This window comes from Cupriavidus sp. GA3-3, from assembly GCF_000389805.1.
In the GTDB taxonomy this organism is placed as follows: Bacteria; Pseudomonadota; Gammaproteobacteria; order Burkholderiales; family Burkholderiaceae; genus Cupriavidus; species Cupriavidus necator_D.
This window is the reverse complement of the sequence record NZ_KB944479.1, coordinates 178,887-195,214: the sequence shown is the minus strand read 5'-3', so window position 1 is coordinate 195,214 and position 16,328 is coordinate 178,887. Positions and strand designations below refer to the sequence as shown.

9 protein-coding genes and 4 pseudogenes are annotated in these 16,328 nt (G+C 63.9%); 4 read left to right on the top strand and 9 right to left on the bottom strand.

What is annotated here, in order from left to right:
- Positions 1 to 521 precede the first annotated feature (521 nt).
- Positions 522 to 1,804, bottom strand: a pseudogene (locus tag C265_RS16410) (IS4 family transposase).
- Positions 1,805 to 2,664: 860 nt separating this feature from the next.
- Between C265_RS16410 and C265_RS31010 the strand changes: the two are divergent.
- Positions 2,665 to 2,877: pseudogene (locus C265_RS31010) on the top strand (ATP-binding protein); the annotation flags it as partial.
- Between the two features lie 461 nt (positions 2,878 to 3,338).
- Positions 3,339 to 3,739: pseudogene (locus C265_RS31510) on the top strand (EamA family transporter); the annotation flags it as partial.
- Positions 3,740 to 3,817: 78 nt separating this feature from the next.
- On the opposite strand, the gene tnpC reads toward C265_RS31510, so the two are convergent.
- From tnpC to C265_RS16360, 8 genes and pseudogenes are all read right to left on the bottom strand, one after another.
- Entirely contained in the window at positions 3,818 to 4,162 is a 345-nt protein-coding gene (gene tnpC / locus C265_RS16395) for a Tn3 family transposase post-transcriptional regulator TnpC (protein WP_037024439.1), read from the bottom strand.
- A pseudogene (locus tag C265_RS16390) lies at positions 4,155 to 7,155 on the bottom strand (Tn3 family transposase). Before C265_RS16390 ends, tnpC begins: the two are co-directional and overlap by 8 nt.
- A 155-nt stretch (positions 7,156 to 7,310) precedes the next feature.
- Entirely contained in the window at positions 7,311 to 8,798 is a 1,488-nt protein-coding gene (locus C265_RS16385; protein WP_010811932.1) for an aldehyde dehydrogenase family protein, read from the bottom strand.
- Positions 8,795 to 9,544 carry an SDR family NAD(P)-dependent oxidoreductase gene (locus C265_RS16380; RefSeq protein WP_246840216.1) on the bottom strand — a complete coding sequence of 250 codons (750 nt, stop codon included), beginning with the start codon at positions 9,542 to 9,544 and terminating at the stop codon, positions 8,795 to 8,797. Before C265_RS16380 ends, C265_RS16385 begins: the two co-directional genes overlap by 4 nt.
- Before the next feature lie 122 nt (positions 9,545 to 9,666).
- On the bottom strand, positions 9,667 to 9,903 hold the full coding sequence (locus tag C265_RS16375) for a hypothetical protein (RefSeq protein WP_010811930.1): 237 nt from the start codon (positions 9,901 to 9,903) through the stop codon (positions 9,667 to 9,669).
- A gap of 75 nt (positions 9,904 to 9,978) precedes the next feature.
- Complete coding sequence (locus tag C265_RS16370) at positions 9,979 to 10,959, bottom strand: tripartite tricarboxylate transporter substrate binding protein (RefSeq protein WP_010811929.1); 981 nt, start codon at positions 10,957 to 10,959, stop codon at positions 9,979 to 9,981.
- Positions 10,960 to 11,081: 122 nt separating this feature from the next.
- Positions 11,082 to 12,275 (bottom strand): acetyl-CoA C-acyltransferase, encoded by a 1,194-nt coding sequence (locus C265_RS16365; protein WP_010811928.1) that lies wholly within the window; start codon positions 12,273 to 12,275, stop codon positions 11,082 to 11,084.
- Between the two features lie 104 nt (positions 12,276 to 12,379).
- On the bottom strand, positions 12,380 to 13,306 hold the full coding sequence (locus C265_RS16360) for a helix-turn-helix domain-containing protein (RefSeq protein ID WP_168163312.1): 927 nt from the start codon (positions 13,304 to 13,306) through the stop codon (positions 12,380 to 12,382).
- 272 nt (positions 13,307 to 13,578) lie between these two features.
- Here C265_RS16360 and C265_RS16355 point away from each other — a divergent pair, with 272 nt between their 5' ends.
- Positions 13,579 to 14,571, top strand: coding sequence for a nitronate monooxygenase family protein (locus C265_RS16355; RefSeq protein ID WP_010811926.1), 993 nt, complete (start codon positions 13,579 to 13,581; stop codon positions 14,569 to 14,571).
- A 19-nt stretch (positions 14,572 to 14,590) separates the two neighbouring features.
- Positions 14,591 to 16,318 (top strand): class I adenylate-forming enzyme family protein, encoded by a 1,728-nt coding sequence (locus C265_RS16350; RefSeq protein WP_010811925.1) that lies wholly within the window; start codon positions 14,591 to 14,593, stop codon positions 16,316 to 16,318.
- Positions 16,319 to 16,328 lie beyond the last annotated feature (10 nt).

Here is a 16,328-nt window from a genome sequence, read left to right as displayed (position 1 = left end):
GTTTTGGCGCTTCCCGCATACACTCCCGATGCGGGATTTTTTTCGAAGTGTGGATTGAAACGGCAGTCGTCCATCTAAAAATATGGACGAGTTTTTTACGCTAGTTGCCAGAAATTCACAGGACAGTAACTGGCGGAAAAACTGCGACAAGCTCAACGAATCGCTAGCGCAGCCTTGTCGATAGCGGGACAGGCAGTGGCATTGCGGGCCCACTGCTCAGAACGCAGTTGACGGGTTTTGGCCACTTCGGTGAATTCGTGCCAGGCGGCGAATCTTGCCGCGAGGTGTGTGCGATAGAGCTAAGCACGCAGCAGACGCCGTTTCAGCGCTCAGTGTTGCCCGATCGGAAGCGCGCAGCGTTATAATGGAGACATTCAAGAACTAACCAGCGTCAAAGACGTAAACAGGGAAAACCGCCTGTACTCGAGTGGCTCAGCACGTATTGTCCGTTCGCGGGAGCGCAGTACGTTAGCGGCCCCAGCGGGCCGGTCGCGCGCTGAGGGCATTTCCTTATACAGAAGTCATGACTCTTCCCGCAGTGCTTGAATGGTGAGCGCGGCGTCCATGGTTCGCTGCATGCCGATCCAGATCGTCTTAGCACCGGGCTCGCCATCGCTCTTGCGCCCGAGGAACCCACCCAGGGAAGCAACCAACCGAATCATCTGATTGAGTGTGACTGGTGTCTTCGGGCGGGCCTTCTTGGCGAGCACGTATGCCCCCCCGAATCTCGTCGGCGTCGAAGAACAGGGACGCATCCAGATCCGGGCAGGTTCTGCCCAACCGCATCAAGCGGGCAATGCGCCACGCCACCACCATGTACAACGCCAAGGCCCGCTCCACACGGTCCATGTGCGAGAGCTGTAGCGCTTCGACCTTGCAGCCGGTCTTCAGGACATGGAAGAACATCTCCACTTCCCATCGGGCTCGGTACCAGTCGACGAGCTCGATGACAGCATCGGCGTCCTGCGCTTCTCGGTTCGTCAACAGCCGCCAAACCACTGGCTTGACGCCTGCGGGCGCTCCGATCTCCCTGGCCTCTACACAGGTGAGCGCAGGGCCATCCAGACCGGGCAGCCTCATGCGTTTTGCGCGTAGCTCCTGTTTGACCTCGCGCGCCTTCTGGCCTGCACGCCCCGGCAAGATAAAGGTGATTTCCCCGAGTACCGGGCTGGCGTCGACGCTATCCCACAACTTGCCGCCCTCGGCAAGGTTGCGGTTGTGTTGGCTGCGGATCAGCCAGTCGGCCGGTTGGCCAAGTTCCTGGGCGCGCGCCATCAACTCGGCAATATCACCCTCGCGGTCCGTCACATACACCAGCCGTGTGGGGCAATAGCGCGGCTTGCTCCGCAACGCGTTCATACCCTTCAGTCCAGCGTACGCTTTCCTTGATCCCGCCGCGGTTGCCGTCGGCGTCCTTTGGTTCCCGCGCCCACATCCAGGCATCGATCACCCCCAGCGGTTCACGGTCAGGCGTCACCGCGTAGGTCGGATGCAAAAACATGCCCCGCTGGGCTTCGTAGCTCAGCGGCCCCAGCCCCTCCATTTCCTGGCCATTGAAGTTCAGCTCGGTCGAATCAGCGATGCACAGCACCACCGGAAACTGCGCGACTCTTTCCGCCGTGCGCTCCCAATGGGGCTGCATCACGTCCCGCCAATCGATCTGCTCATTGCCGAGAAACCGATACGCCGCAATGGTTTGCGACCAGTCATCGCACGCACCGGGAATGCTCGCCGTAGGCAGGGCCGCAAACCGCTTGAGCAATTCCTTGGCCCGCCGATCCCGCCGCGGATCGCCAAGATCCAGACTCTCAAATTCCTCGTCCACCCATGCCCCCGACTCGTTGCCCATTGCTGCCCAAAATCCGAGAGTAAACGCGAGTCTGGCGAAGTTAACAACCCCTTACCTCGAAATTTCCGCGGCCTCAGGCTCCATGCCCCGCTGCCGAGACGGTCCTACTTCTGTATAAGGGGATGCGCTGAGGGAGGCCGGATTGCACTTTTACCTGGCCGTCACGTCCCTCCTCAAACGCGCCCTACGGTCGCAGTGGCTGATGCTGGAAGCCCTCGTCCACGATTACAAACGCGAGAGTCAATGCCTTCTATGAGACACGTGAGCGTCTCCCTCCGGATGCAGCGGCTGGCGTATTTCGTCAATCCGATCACGGCAGGTCTAGCCGAGTCTCTCGGCGGCCGCCCGCCTACCGAGAGGCGCCGCGTGTCGAAGCTGGAGACGGAGCGGAGGCGCGCCTTTCCGCGTGGGCGCCTTCCACGACGAGCCGGCACCGGTGTGTGCTCGTCGACAAAGGAGAAACAGGATTAATAGCACAGATTACCGCCTTTTGCAGTAGTCCATTGCACCGAATAAGGCCTTATTTCGACATAGGCATCCAAGAGTCCGGCTTCTATGATTCCAGGCTTGGACGCCGAAATCGGCAAGGCAAACATCAAATGAACTCCCTCGCTACCGTTGCCCTCGTAGTTGGACTCAGCTTCATGCTATGCGTGCTGACCATGGTCTCAGCGCGCCGCCGACGTAGACGCGAGCTCATTCAACGCCAAATTTCGCACCTGGATCGAGTGCTCGCCACGCGCCTGCGAAGCTAAACACCTCCAAGAATAGTTTTCAAATCCGTGGCGCCGGAATTCTATAAAGTGCTCTTGGTGAACGTCGTGCTGCTCGGGCCGTCCGGCGTAGGCAAGACACATCTGGCGACGCTGGCCTATCGGGCCGCGCAGGCTGGCATCAAAAGCCGCTTCCTGACGGCGGCCGACCTGATGATGCAACTGGCGACTGCCCGGCAGCAAGGGCGGCCGCGCGAATACTTCAATCGGGCGGTGATGGGTCCCAGGTTGCTGGTGGTCGACGAGATCGGCTGGCGGCAAGTGCGCGCTCGGTGTTCCGCCTGACCATCGACGTCAGACCATCCTCGCCGCGGTTTCCTCCAGGCGTGTCAGCGCAACACCCGTCGGCTCGATCCGATTTGATTTACAAGTCCTTCCGGTCATACCCCACTCTGGAGGGGGTGCCCTCTCGATGCGTGACATCTCGTATTCAATTGATTTAAGATCAGATATGCGTATGGGTTAATTCACTCCCCACAGCGCGACTCCCGCAAGCCGCCAAGACCTGGCGGCTTCTTTTTGCGATGCTCCGATGTCAATTGGCGCGCGTCAAATCGCCTAGGATCGGTCGCGATGACGGGTCACCCACAACACGAAGGGCCATGATATGCAGCAGATGCACGCTGCCACCCCGCTGGCCCGCCTGCCGGTGCTGGGGGCATCATCCTTTCGTGGCAACCAGAGGCCGCTGCCTTGTCGCCACGCGCGCTGCTCTTTTAGCATTGGCGATGGTGATCGGCTTTGCCGGTTATGGCGTGAGCCTGGCGCTGTTCGTGATCGCCCTTCGCCATCTTGGTACGGCCAGGACAGGGGCCTATTTTTCAGTGGCCCCCTGTTTGGCGTGGTGATCTCCTTCCTGCTGTGGCCTGAGGTGCCAAATTTCCTGTTCTGGCTCGCGGCGGTGCTCATGGCGCTAGGCGTATGTCTGCATCTCCGGGAACGGCACGAGCACGACCATACCCATGAGCCGATGGAACACACGCATGCTCATCGCCATGATGAGCATCATCAGCATGAGCATGATTTTCCGTGGAACGGGAAGGAACCACATGTGCACGCACACCGGCATGCTCCGATCGTCCACAAGCATCCTCACTACCCGGATATTCATCACAAGGCATCCGCACTGAATCGCTTCGTAACGACACAGGTTCCAATACTGGCCAGTGTGACCGACGCGGGCAACCGGGCCAGGTCAGCCACCTTCGCCGGGACGAAGCGGCTCCAGCGGGCGCAGCGCTTGCACGGCTTGCTTGAGCAGCACGATCCAGTCGTCCAGTTCCTCTATGATGGCCTCGGCTTGGTCCACGAGGGTCGGACCAGTGGTTGGATACGACAATGCGGCGCCGTTGATCAGAGTATGTGCCATGCCGTGCAAGCGCAGCAGATCGTCGCGCAGTCCGGCTGGCTCACAGCAACGCGCGCGGATCGCATCGAGTTGGTCCACCACGCGCAGGATCGTGGTCGTGTCGAACGTGTCCCGAAGCGCTTGCAACGCCTCGGCGTCGACCCTGCCGTAAGGGGTATCGGTGTCAGGCATGGCGAGGCTTGCGGACGGAATGGGCGGGCGCGGCAAAGAGGCTGTCGCGAATCCAGGCTTCCGGCACCCGTTCCAGGTTCAGCTTATAGTCGCCGAAGCGCTCGATGTTGCTGGTGAGGTAGGGACTCAGGAAGCCAATGTCGGCCACGTCGATCTTGATCCCTTCCTTTACCATCGCGCGCAGGGCCTGCATCATGTCCGCCGTGTTCTGCAGAATCACGGCCGAGGCGATCAGGTCGTTGTAGCGCAGGCGCTTCTGCTGTTCGTCGGGGTCATTTTCGGCTAGCACGTCACCGCCGAATGAGAACCATTTGGCAAAGCCATTGTAGGACTCGATCTTATTGGTGGTGGCGGTGATCTCCTGGCGTAGTTCGCGGCTGCCAATCCATTCGAGCAGGAACGCCGTGCGCACAACCTTGCCGAGTTCCTGCGCCGCCAGAAACAGGCGGTTGCGGCGGCTTTCCGAGCCGAACCGGCGCAGCAGGAGCGGCGAGGAGATTGTTCCGGCCTGGATCGATAGCGCCACCTGCATCAGGTCCTGCCAGTGGAAGGCAATCAGGTCCCAGTCCACGGTGTCCGAGAACAGCCGGTCGATGTGCTTGTATTTGGTGTCGGCATCGGCACGGTAAAGCTTCAGATCCTGCCAGTTGCGGATGCGCGGCATCAGGTTGATGCCCAGCAGATGCGTGAAGGCGAACACTGCAGCCGACTGGCCCTGGGTGTCGGCTGTGCACGGTATCGGCCTCGACACTCAAACCGGCCTTGAGCAGACCCTCGATCACGTAGATGGCTTCCCACACGCCGGGCGGAATGAAATGCCGGAACACCGCGATGTAGTTGTCGGCCACGTGCCGGTAGGCCACCGCACCCATCTTGCGGTAGCGGAAGTGGTAGCCGGCCAGCAGGTTGTTGTCGTAGAAGTCGTACTGGGTGCCGTCAGCGGCGACGGTCTTGCCATCCCCCCAGTGTTTGGGCAGGTCAAGCCGCAGATACAGTTCGATCAATTCCCGCTGCGCGGTTTCGAGACGCTCCAGGCTCAGATGCCGGCGGTTGACGAACGACATCATGTGCGGCGTGACCCGATCCCCCATATGGCGGGAGGCCTGGGTGGGCCCCAGGTTGCAGCCCATGGCAAAGATGGTCAGCAGGTAGCGCTCGGCTGCATTGCGGATCTTGGGGTCGCTGCCAGAGAGTGGGCCGAAGTGCCGCGTGAAGTGGGTCCAGTGCTCGATGTTGGCCAGCACGTCCAGCAGATTGCGCGTCGGCATGCGCCGGATCAGCGCCTGTTGCAGGGCGATCGCGCTGGCCGGGATCTCCCTGGCGATCGTCCGCTTGAGCACGGGTTCGCCGTCCTGGCCGATGGTGACGTGCTGGCGCTTGTCGGGAAAACTGGCATCCAGGGTACGCGCCGTATCGGCCAGCCATTGGCGTAGATGCGCCACGAAGTCCTGCGCGTTGCCCGGCATGTCCAGCTTGGCGCAGTATTCGGGCAGGCGCCGTTCGCATTCGCGCCAGGGCAGCAGGTGTGCCCGGTAATCGGCAAAGGCATCCGACCCCACCACGCACAAGTCGCCGGAACGCAGCTCGTTGACCATATGTGAGAGCACGCACAGTTCCAGGTAGCGCCGGTTGGTGGGGGCGCCCTGGTCGTGGGGGCGGCGCACCAGCTTTCGCCACCGTTCCGAGGCGAAGCTCACATCCACCTCCGCGGCGATCCATTCGCGATGCAGGGATTCATTGTCCAGCATCACCGCTAGGGCCGCCAGCAGCGTGCGCGACTGGCTGGTCGACTCCCACTCCAGCACCTGCGCCAGGCGCAGCATCACGGAGCGGTGCCCACGGAAATGCCGCCATAGCAGCGGCAGGTAGTTGTTGCCGCTGAAGGCCCGCACCTCGGCGCAGCTCTCGCGCAGCGGCTCCAGATCGCCGGACGGCGCGAGGAAGCAGCGCACCTGCCGGCCGATTAGCGCGTCGTCCTGGCCATCGGCGACAATATCGACCACGCCGTCGAGCAAGGTGACCAGCTTCTCCATCTGCGTGCGCTGACGAGACTGGATGCGCTCCATCTCATCGCGCGCCCGCTTGTGGATGGCGCCCATGCGACGGATGAACATCTCCGCGAGATCGTCGCGGGTGCGCACGCGCATATGGTTGAGCAAGGTGACGATCAGCGTGTAGCGCTTCTCAGGCAGGATCTCCCGTAGATTGGCCGCATCCAGGCTCATGGCCTGGCTGGCCAGCGAGCGCAGCTTCGAGGCGGGCACGCCTGCGATTGCGCGAGAGAAATCGCCGAGACCATCGAGTAAGGTCAGGTGTTCTATGAGTAGGTTGAGATGCTTGCGTGATGGACGGCGCGCGTGGCGCTTGATGTTGTTGTAGGCGGTCAGGCGGTTGGTGAATTCCCGGGTGAGGAGCCCGTCCAGCCGCTGCCGCTCCTCATCGGACAAGCGCCTTGCGACGCGTCGAAACAGCGCGGTCTGCGTGCGGGTGTGAATCTGCTCGGCAATGTTGTCTAGGGTGGAGAACGCTGGCAGCTCGACCTGGTGCAGGATCAGCGCATCGATGGTGGCGTTGATGATGTCCACCTGCTGGTCCATCGTTTCCGCGGCTTCGCGCGCGGCGCGGATCGTGACCTCGTTGGCATCGGTGCCAATGTAGGACTGGACGCCGAGAAATTCGCGCACCACCGTGTAATGCCGGTACAGCGTGGGGGATAGCTTGCGGTCATAGCCAAACGCGGCATCTGGCGCCAGACCGGCGCTGCCCCGCACGTGGTCGATCACGACGACGGGAATGCTGTCCAGGTTGGGGAAGTAATGCAGTTGCTGGAAGACCTTCAGCAGCACCAGCAAGCCAAGTCGCGGACCCTGTCCACGGGTTGAGCGGGTGGCCCACTCCAGTTCCTCGGCATCCGGCGTGTAACACGCCTGTAGCTCCTTGGTGGAGAAAACCTTCGGGAAACGCGGGTAGGCGGTACGCTCGACGGTGGCCAAACAGGATCTCGGCAATCTCTGAAGGGCCAGCCAGTCTAGCCGAGGACGATGGCAAACTTCCAGACCCGCGTTATAACTGACGGGAATGTTTTTGCTAGTCTATATAACCTATTGGCTTATGATAGCCGATTGCCCTTATCTTGGCGTGACCCCACCTAGACCCCGAGCCTCGGCAAGCCCGGCGGCGTCAGTGCCACCGTTACCGTCTTCTCCTCTGTATAGAAATGCCGTGACGGCAGGGCACCCTCACGCCCCACGCCAGACTCCTTGTAGCCACCGAACGGCAGGCGAGGATCGAGCGAGAGCATCGGCGTGTTGACGAGCACGTTGCCAGCCTGGATGCGGCGCGTCGCATCCATGGCCTCCGACAGTTCACCGGTCCACAGGTAGGACACCAGCCCATAGCGCGAATCGTTCGCGACCGCGACCGCCTCGTCGAGCGAATCCACCACCAGCAGCGCGGCGAATGGCCCGAAGACTTCCTCCTGGCAGACGCGCGCGGCGTTGGACGGCGCCAGCACCGCCGTCGGCCGGAAGTAGTAGCCGCGCTCGAAGCCCGCTGCGCGTGTGCCGCCGGCCAGCAGCTTGCAACCGTCGGCACGAGCAATATCGACATATGACTGCACGCGCTCATAGCTGGCGCGGAAGGCCAGTGGCCCGTTGTCGCTCGACGGATCGTGCGGATGCCCCACGCGGATGCGCTCGGTGCGTGCCACGAAGCGGTCGATGAAGGCGTCGGCGATGTCCCGGTGCAGCACGATGCGGGAACCGGCGAAACACTGCTGGCCGTTGTTGGTATAGATGGCAAGCAGTGCGGCGTCCACGGCGCGCTCCAGGTCGGCGCTCGGCATGATGATGTTCGCCGACTTGCCGCCGAGCTCCAGATCCACGCGCTTGAGCCCTTCCCCCGCAATGGCAGCAATGCAGCGAGCCGTGGCGGTGCCGCCGGTAAAGGAGATGCCTCGCACATCGGGATGCCGCACCAGCGCGTCCCCGGTGACGTGGCCGCGACCGTTGACGAGGTTCACCACGCCTGGCGGCACGCCGGCTTCGGTCAGCAACGCCATGAGCCTGGCCAGCGCCAGCGGCGTCTGCTCCGAGGTCTTGACCACACACGTATTGCCGAAAGCCAGTGCCGCCGCGATCTTCGTCGACGCCAGCGCGGTAGGCGCATTGGACGGCGAGATCAGCGCGACGACGCCCAGCGGCTCGCGCAGCACGTAGCGCAGCGTGGCTTCGCCGTCCTGCGTGGCCAGTTCGGTCGCCTGGCCGAGCCATTCGGCATAGAAGCGGAAGTTGCCGAGAATGCGCGGCAGCTGGTACTGGCGGGCATAGTGCAGCGTCTGGCCGGTGTTGGCGGTCTCGAGCCATGCAAGCTCGTCGAGATGGCGGCCGACAAGGTCGACGATGCGGGCGAACACCTCCCTGCGCGCCGCCGGCGCCATGCGGGGCCAGGAACCGTGCAGGAACGCGTCGCGAGCGGCGGCTACGGCACGGTCCACTTCCCCGGCATCGGCCTCGTGCAGCAGGCTGACCACCTGCTCGTCCGCGGGATTGATGACCGGCAGCGTGGTGGCGGCACCCGGCGACACGAAGTCGCCGTCGATGAAGCTCGTGGTATCGGCGGGAATCGGGAAGCTCATGACCACAGGCCTCCGTTCACATGGATGGTCTGCGACGTGATATAAGCCGACCCCGGTCCGATCAGGAACAGGAACGTGCCTACCATGTCCTCCGGCTGCGCGATCCGCCGCATGGGCAGCATGCGCGTCACGGCGTCGGCATCGATCCGCTCCTGCTTCTCCGGCCGGCCGGTGCCGCCCTGCAGGAAGGCGGTCTGCACGATTCCGGGCGCCACGGCGTTGACGCGGATGTCGGGCCCGCACTCCGTGGCCAGCGCACGGACCAGGTTGATCACGCCGGCCTTGGATGCAGCGTACGGCCCATAGCCGGGCAGCGACACGGCGACGCCGAAGGTCGACGCGGTATGGACCAAGGCCCCGCCGCCGGCAGCCCGCAACAACGGCAGTGCGGCGCGGCTCACCAGGAACGCGCTGGTCAGCGTGCCGCTCGTGATCTCCTGCCATTCGGCCAGGGGCATGTCGTCAAGACGCATCCGCTCCTTGGTGAAACCGACCAGGTTGATGACCGCGTCAAGCCCGCCGAATTCGCGTGACACCGCCTCGAAGGCAGCGGCCACGCTCTGCTCGTCCATGGCGTCACAGCCGACCGCGAGCGTGCCGTCCGGCGGCGGGAACAGCGCCATCGACCGCGGCAGGTCGAGCACGGCGACGCGCAGGCCCCTTTCCACGGCCTGTGCCACCACGGCGCGGCCAATGCCGCCACAGCCGCCCACGACGGCGACACGTGTGCCGCGCGGGGGCAGCAAGGTAAATCCATCCATCGACATCTCCTTGGTAGAAAAGGAATCAGGCGTCGCCGGTCAGCCGGTCAGGCCATGTCCGCCGATCGCCGTGCCAAGCGCGAACAGCGTGATTACCGGCACCCAGCCTAGCCGGCGGCGAAAATGCCCAGCGTCTGGAGCTGGCTCAGCCACGCCGGCACCTCGGGCGGGAACATCACCGCGCTCAGCATCGGCGCAAGGAAGATGAAAATGATGAACTCGTAGAACTCAAGCGCGCCGCCCAGCGTGGAAAGGCCAAGCACGCGGTAGTGTTCGGCATTGAGGCGGCTGTGAGCCAACTCGCCGCCGGGATGGACGCCGGCGAGCGTGGTGGGTTGGTTCATGGTGTGCTCCGGACCGGGCCGTAGTGACGGCCGCAGGGTTTTGAAGGGTCGGCGCGGGAACGCCGGCAATAGGGCTTACTCCAGCCTGATGCCCAAAGAGGTCACCATCGTCTTCAGGCGTGCCGTCTCGCTGTTCACTTGCTGGCGGAACTGCTCCGGGCTGGTCGGCTGCAATTGCAGGCCGTTGGCCAGGAAGGTGGCCTGCACCTGCGGATCGCGCATGGCTTCATGGAATGCCGCGACGAGCCGGTCCCGTATCGCCCCGGGAATTCCCGCCGGAGCGCCGAAGCCAAGCCACGACACGGCGCTGAATGGCACGCCCTGCTCACGCACGGTAGGCACATTGGGGAACTGCGGCGCGCGCGTATCGCCTGTGGTGGCGAGCGCCACCAGCTTGCCCGACTCCACCAGGTTGCGCACGGTCGGCGAAGAGAAGGCCATGTCGACCTGCCCGCCGACTAGGTCCTGCAGCAGCGGAGACTCGCCCTTGTAAGGCACATGCAGGAGCTTGATCCCCGCTGTGCTGTTGAACGCCTCGCCCCAGATATGGAAGGCCGTGCCGGCGCCGGTCGATCCGAACTTGTAAGCACCGGGCTTTGCCTTGGCCTGGTCCACCAGCTGGCGCAGCGTCCGAATGCCACTGGACGCCGGCGTCGTGACAATGAACGGCGACTCGTAGCCCATCGTCAGATAGGTGAAATCCTTGCGGACGTCATACTGAGTGGTCGCGTCCAGCACGGGGGCAACCACTGCCCCGGCTTGCGTGATGACGCCGATGGTGTAGCCATCGCGAGGCGCGCGCGCAAGCGCCGCGCCACCGATGCGCTGACCCGCGCCTGGACGATTCTCCAGCACCAGTGGCTGGCCCAGTATGGCTGACACCTTCGTGGTCAGGATGCGCACATTGGCATCCACGGGGCCGGGCGGAAACGGCACTATCACGGTGATCGGGCGGCTGGGCCACGACGGCTCGGCATGCGAGTACGCCGGTACGGCGGCGGCAAAAGCCGCCAGGCCTAGCGCGGCAATGCGCAAGGCGGCAAAGGGGCGCTTCATGGTTGTCTCCTTCGGGTGCGCTTTATTTTGTCGGTCGCCGGCGCGCATCACCCACCGCCAGCGACCGTTATAACTTCAACATATGAACCGTATAGACGGCACAGCACGACTCTTCCCGCCGCTCAAACGCGCTCGACTACCATCGCCACAGCAACGCCGGCAGCACCAGGAATAGCCAGCACCGCGTACCGGCCGTCGATGCGCTCGAGTTCGTCGAGTGCCGTGCTCACGAGCATGGCACCGGTGGCGCCCATCGGATGGCCAAGCGCAATCGAGCTGCCGTTAACATTGAACCGCTCGATGTCGATGCCGAGCGTATCGATGTAATGTAGCGTGACGGCGGCAAACGAGTCACGGACCTCGAAAAGGTCGATATCTCTGTGCGCCAGGCCGGCGCGCTGCAGCGCTTTCTGCGTGGCCTCCACCGCACCGGTCTGCACGAACGGCACGCAGGCGTCCGCCACCGCCACGATACGTGCGCGCGGCCGCAAGCCGTGCCGTCGCAACGCATTGGCGGACGCCACGAGCACGAGCGCCGCGCCATCGGCCATACAAGGAGAGTTGCCGGCGTGGTGAACGTGGCGGACTACGTCGAGTTCCGGGAAGTGTCGCAGTAGCCGCGCATCGCCCCCCGCTTCGCCCTCGGCGGCGAAGGCTGGTTCCATGGACGCGAGCTTCGCGGCAGTGACGCCGACCCGGATTGTCTCATCCTGGTTAAGGACGATCTCGCCGGCCATGTCGCGCACTGGCACCACGGAGGCAGCGAAACGCCCTGCATCCCGCGCGGCGGCTGCGCGCTGCTGCGACAATGCGGCGTAGTCGTCGCAAGCCTCGCGGCTGAAGCCGTACCGCGTCGCCACGAGGTCCGCCCCGATGCCTGGCGACATGAAATGCGTGGCTTCGGCAATTTCGGGGTCGTTGCGCCACGCGCCGTTGTCGCTAAACATCGGCACGCGCGACATCATTTCCACGCCACCACCTACGGCAAGTCCGTCAGCTGCACCAGCCTGCAAGGCCGCAAAACTGACGGCCGACAGGCCGGAACTGCAGAAGCGATTGATCGTCGCTGCCGACATCGACGGGTTCCAACCTGCGTACAGCGCGGCGATCTTGCCGATATTCGAGCCTTGCTCGCCGGACTGCGACACGCAGCCGATCACCGCATCCTCCACCGCACCGGTGTCGATGCCGGTGCGCGCGGCCAGCGCCTCATACATCTGCGCGAGAAGGTGTACGGGCTTGACGCCGGCCAGCGCACCTGTCGCACGAGCCTGTCCGCGCGGGGATCGCACGGCGTCCACGATAAAGGCATCCAATTCCTTGCTCCTTTGCTGTCGGTCACATTAACTTCAATATACGAACTATGTGCCGACCATGTAAAGAAAATTGACTCTGGTGTTTTCCCTAGAACCCCTGGAGCCTAGAACAGCTTGACGCGCTCGCGCTCCAGCACCTCGCCGCAGTGGCTGCAGCGCAGGTCGGCATAGAAGGCATGGCTACAGGCCTTGTGGATCATGATCTGCGGCGGGCCTTTGTCGCCGGCGAGCCAACGGTCACCCCAGCGCATCAGCTGCAGCGTGTAGTGGTGCTGCGCGAGCCCCTTGATCGTAAGCAAGTATTCGTCGCGCGGCGGGGAGTCCTGGTAGCGGCGGCGTTCGATGAGTTCCAGTCCCACCAGTTCTTCCAGGCGCTGGCCGAGGATATAGGGCGGAATGTACAGTTCCGCCTCGATTTCGTTGAACCGGCGGCTGCCGCGGAAGATGCAGCCCATGACCATCGGCGTCCAGCGATCGCCAACGGACTGGATGATCTGTGAGCGCAATGCGTGCTCGCCAGGGCTCTTAACGCTGCTGGCGTTCATGCGCCGCCGCGAACGCGGCGGCAGCATCGGCTCGGTGCCTTGGCCAGGCCCGGGGCGGCGCGAGATGTCGGCAAGCTGCAACGGCTGCGCGCAATGGCTGCACGACGACACTGGGCGGATCGCGTGGCCGCAGTCAAGGTGCTCAAGCCTGAGACGCATGTCGTTCGGGTCCGGGTCCCAGCTCACCTCCCAGTCCCACATGGTCAGCAGCACGCGCCAGAAATCCAGGCCCATCTCGGTCAGCCGGTACTCGTAGCGCTGGGGCACTCTCTGGTACTCCTCCAGCACGAACATCCCCGACTCCACCAGATGGTTGAGCCGCTTGGTGAGCACCGCCTTGGGAATGCCAAGCCGCCCATGGAAGTCGGAAAAACGCCTGACGCCGCGAAAGGCTTCGCGCAACAGGCGCAGGACCCATCCATCACCGACGATGGCTAGGGCTCGGACCACGGAGCTGTTGGCGATGTGCCGCTGAGTCGCTGGCATGAAAATGGTTCGTTGAAAAATTGCGTATTGTACCCCCGGCATCACTCCGCGCCCGGATCTGCAACTGAGTCAGGGAAGACCCTGAGCCCCGAAACTTGACCACTGCCGGCCCCACCAAATATATTGGTTCATATGTTGAAGTATGTGCCACCTACCTGAATCCGGACGAGCGTGCCATGCTCATCCGGCGGAGTTCTTTCGTCAGGGATGTGGCAATGTTTTGCCCATATGGTTCATATATTGAAGTAATAGGACAAGTACAACGCCCCATCATGAAGCCATCCGCCCCCACAGCTTCCCTGTTCGAGCACCTGCGTCTGCCGCTGATCGTCGCGCCGATGTTTCTGGTGTCTTCGGTCGAACTGGTCAACGCCGCATGCGCCAATGGCGCCATCGGCGTCTTGCCCTCCCTGAATGCCCGGACACCGGAAATCCTCGACGAATGGATCAGCCGAATCGCCGCGGCTCGCGACGCGCGCCTGTCGGCCGGCCAGCCGTGCGCACCCTGGGCCGTCAACCTGGTCGCGCATACCTCCAACCAGCGACTGCAGCCTGATCTGGAGATCTGTGTGCGGCATAAGGCGCCGCTGGTCATTACGGCGCTCGGCGGTCCGCGTGCCGTGGTGGAGGCGGTGCACGGCTATGGCGGCCTGGTGTTCGCGGACGTCAATACGCCCGAATACGCACGCAAGGCAGCGGCCAGCGGTGTGGACGGCCTGGTGCTGGTCTGCTCGGGGGCCGGTGGCCACACCGGCCCGATGGCGGCGCCACCCTTTGTCAGCGCGGTACGCGAATTCTTCGACGGGTACATCGTCGTCGGCGGCGGCCTGTGCGACGGCACGTCGCTACGCGCCGTGCAGGCCATGGGCGCGGATTTCGGCTACATGGGCACGCGGTTCATCGCTACCGAGGAGAGCCACGCAGTCCCAGCCTACAAGCAGATGGTGGTGGACAGCGGCTTCGCCGACATCGTCTGCACCAACGCCATCACCGGCGCCTGGGCCAACAAGCTGCGGCCCAGCCTGGTGGCGGCCGGCCTCGATCCGGACAACCTGAAGCCACGCGACCGCTTCGATCTGAGCAACCGCGAGCAGGACGCCAAGGCGTGGAAGGACCTGTGGTCTGCCGGGCACGGCGTGGGCCAGGTCCATGCCGTGGAATCGACAGCCAGCGTGATCGACCGCCTGCGCGCGGAGTACCGGCAGGCCGTAGCGCGACTGAGCGACGACCGCTGGAGCAACGGCGCGCGCGCCGGCCAACTGTGAACAGAACCGGAGACGCACCATGATCATCACTCCGGAACAGGACATCGAGCAGTACACCCGCGCCGGCTGGTGGGGCAGCGAGACACTGTACGACGTCTTCCGCGCCGCCGCTTCCACCGCACCGGAGGCTATTGCGCTGGTGGATCCGCCCAACCGCCCCGATTTCACCGACGGAGCTCCCGTACGCCTCACCTGGCGCGACGTGTCGGACCGCGTCGACCGCCTTTGCTGCGTGCTGCTTGACGCCGGCCTGCGCCCCGACGACATCGTCGTGGCACAGTTGCCGACGACCAGCGAGTTCCCGCTGGTCTACCTCGCCTGCTGGCGGCTCGGCATTATCATTTCGCCAGTGCCGATGCAGTATCGCGAACATGAACTGCGCCAGATCGCCGACCACCTTGGCGCCAGCGCCTACATCGGCGTGCGGCGCCTCGGCAAGACCTGCCACGCCTCCGTGGCCGCCGCGCTTGCAGAAGGACATGCCACGCTGACGCGCACCCTGCTGTTCGGCGATAACGTTCCTTCCGGCATGACGAGCCTGGACGACTGCCTGCGCCAACCTGCCGACCGCGAACGCCTGGCTCGCCACGAGACACGGCATCCGGTGGACGCCAACGCCATCGCCACCATCATCTGGACCTCTGGCACCGAATCGCGGCCAAAGGCCGTACCGCGCACGCACAACCAGTGGCTGGTGTCGCGCCGGCTGATGACCGATGCCGCCAGCCTGCGGACCGGTTGTCACATTCTTTCGCCGCGCCTGCTCAGCACCATGGGCGGAATTTCGGGCAGCGTAGTGACGTGGCTGGACCGCGCCGCGCGGCTGGTATTGCATCAGCCGATGACGATGGACGTGTTCCTGCAGCAGATCCGGGATGAGCAGATCGAGTTTACCAGTGCGCCACCCGCCATGCTGCATGAGCTGCTCAAGCACGAGGCGCTACTGCAGGGAATTGATTTCTCGCGCCTGCGCCATATCGGCTCCGGCTCGGCCGCGCTGTCGGAAGATGTGGTACGCGCGTTCCGCGAGCGGCACGGCGTGGAGATCCTGAACTTCTTCGGCTCCAGCGAGGGCGCGTCGCTGGCCGCCACGGCGCTCGACCTTCCCGAGCCACGCCTGCGCGGCCGCTATTTCCCGCGCTACGGTTCGCCGCAGTGTGCGTCGACCCAGGGCTCGGCAAGGTATGTTGAAACGCGGCTGATCGACCCCGGCACCGGCGAGACCATCGAGACGGGGGGCCAGGCCGGTGAGCTGTGCTTCCGTGGTCCCAATGTGTTCTCCGGCTACTTCAACATGCCCGAGGTCACGACCCGCACCTTTACTCATGACGGCTTCTATCGCACCGGCGACCTGTTCCGCATCGCGGGCGAGCACGGCGAGTACCTGGAGTTCGTTGGCCGCGCGAAGGACATCATCGTGCGCGGCGGGATCAACATCTCGGCGGAGGAGCTGGAATCGCTGCTGATCAGCCACCCTGCGGTTGAGAGTGCGGCCGTGGTCGGGTATCCCGACGACAAGCTTGGCGAAAAGGTGTGCGCCGTGATCGTGCCGGCGCCATCCGCTGCAAACGACCCGCCCACGTTGCAGGCGCTGTGCGAATACCTGCTGCAGGTGCGCCAGGTCGCCATCTTCAAGCTGCCGCAGCGCCTGCTGATCGTTGCCGAACTGCCCCGGAATCCCGCCGGGAAGATCCTCAAGGCTCCGTTGCGCGAACTGGCGCAGCAGGCCACCGATGCCACCGCCTGACCGCCTTCCA

Excerpts from the sequence above, each read along its gene's own strand:
- tnpC (WP_037024439.1), bottom strand. The coding sequence starts at position 4,162 with ATGCCTGACACCGATACCCCTTACGGCAGGGTCGACGCCGAGGCGTTG.
- C265_RS16385 (WP_010811932.1), bottom strand. The coding sequence starts at position 8,798 with ATGAGCTTCCCGATTCCCGCCGATACCACGAGCTTCATCGACGGCGAC.
- C265_RS16375 (WP_010811930.1), bottom strand. The coding sequence starts at position 9,903 with ATGAACCAACCCACCACGCTCGCCGGCGTCCATCCCGGCGGCGAGTTG.
- C265_RS16370 (WP_010811929.1), bottom strand. The coding sequence starts at position 10,959 with ATGAAGCGCCCCTTTGCCGCCTTGCGCATTGCCGCGCTAGGCCTGGCG.
- C265_RS16360 (WP_168163312.1), bottom strand. The coding sequence starts at position 13,306 with ATGCCAGCGACTCAGCGGCACATCGCCAACAGCTCCGTGGTCCGAGCC.
- C265_RS16355 (WP_010811926.1), top strand. The coding sequence starts at position 13,579 with ATGAAGCCATCCGCCCCCACAGCTTCCCTGTTCGAGCACCTGCGTCTG.
- C265_RS16350 (WP_010811925.1), top strand. The coding sequence starts at position 14,591 with ATGATCATCACTCCGGAACAGGACATCGAGCAGTACACCCGCGCCGGC.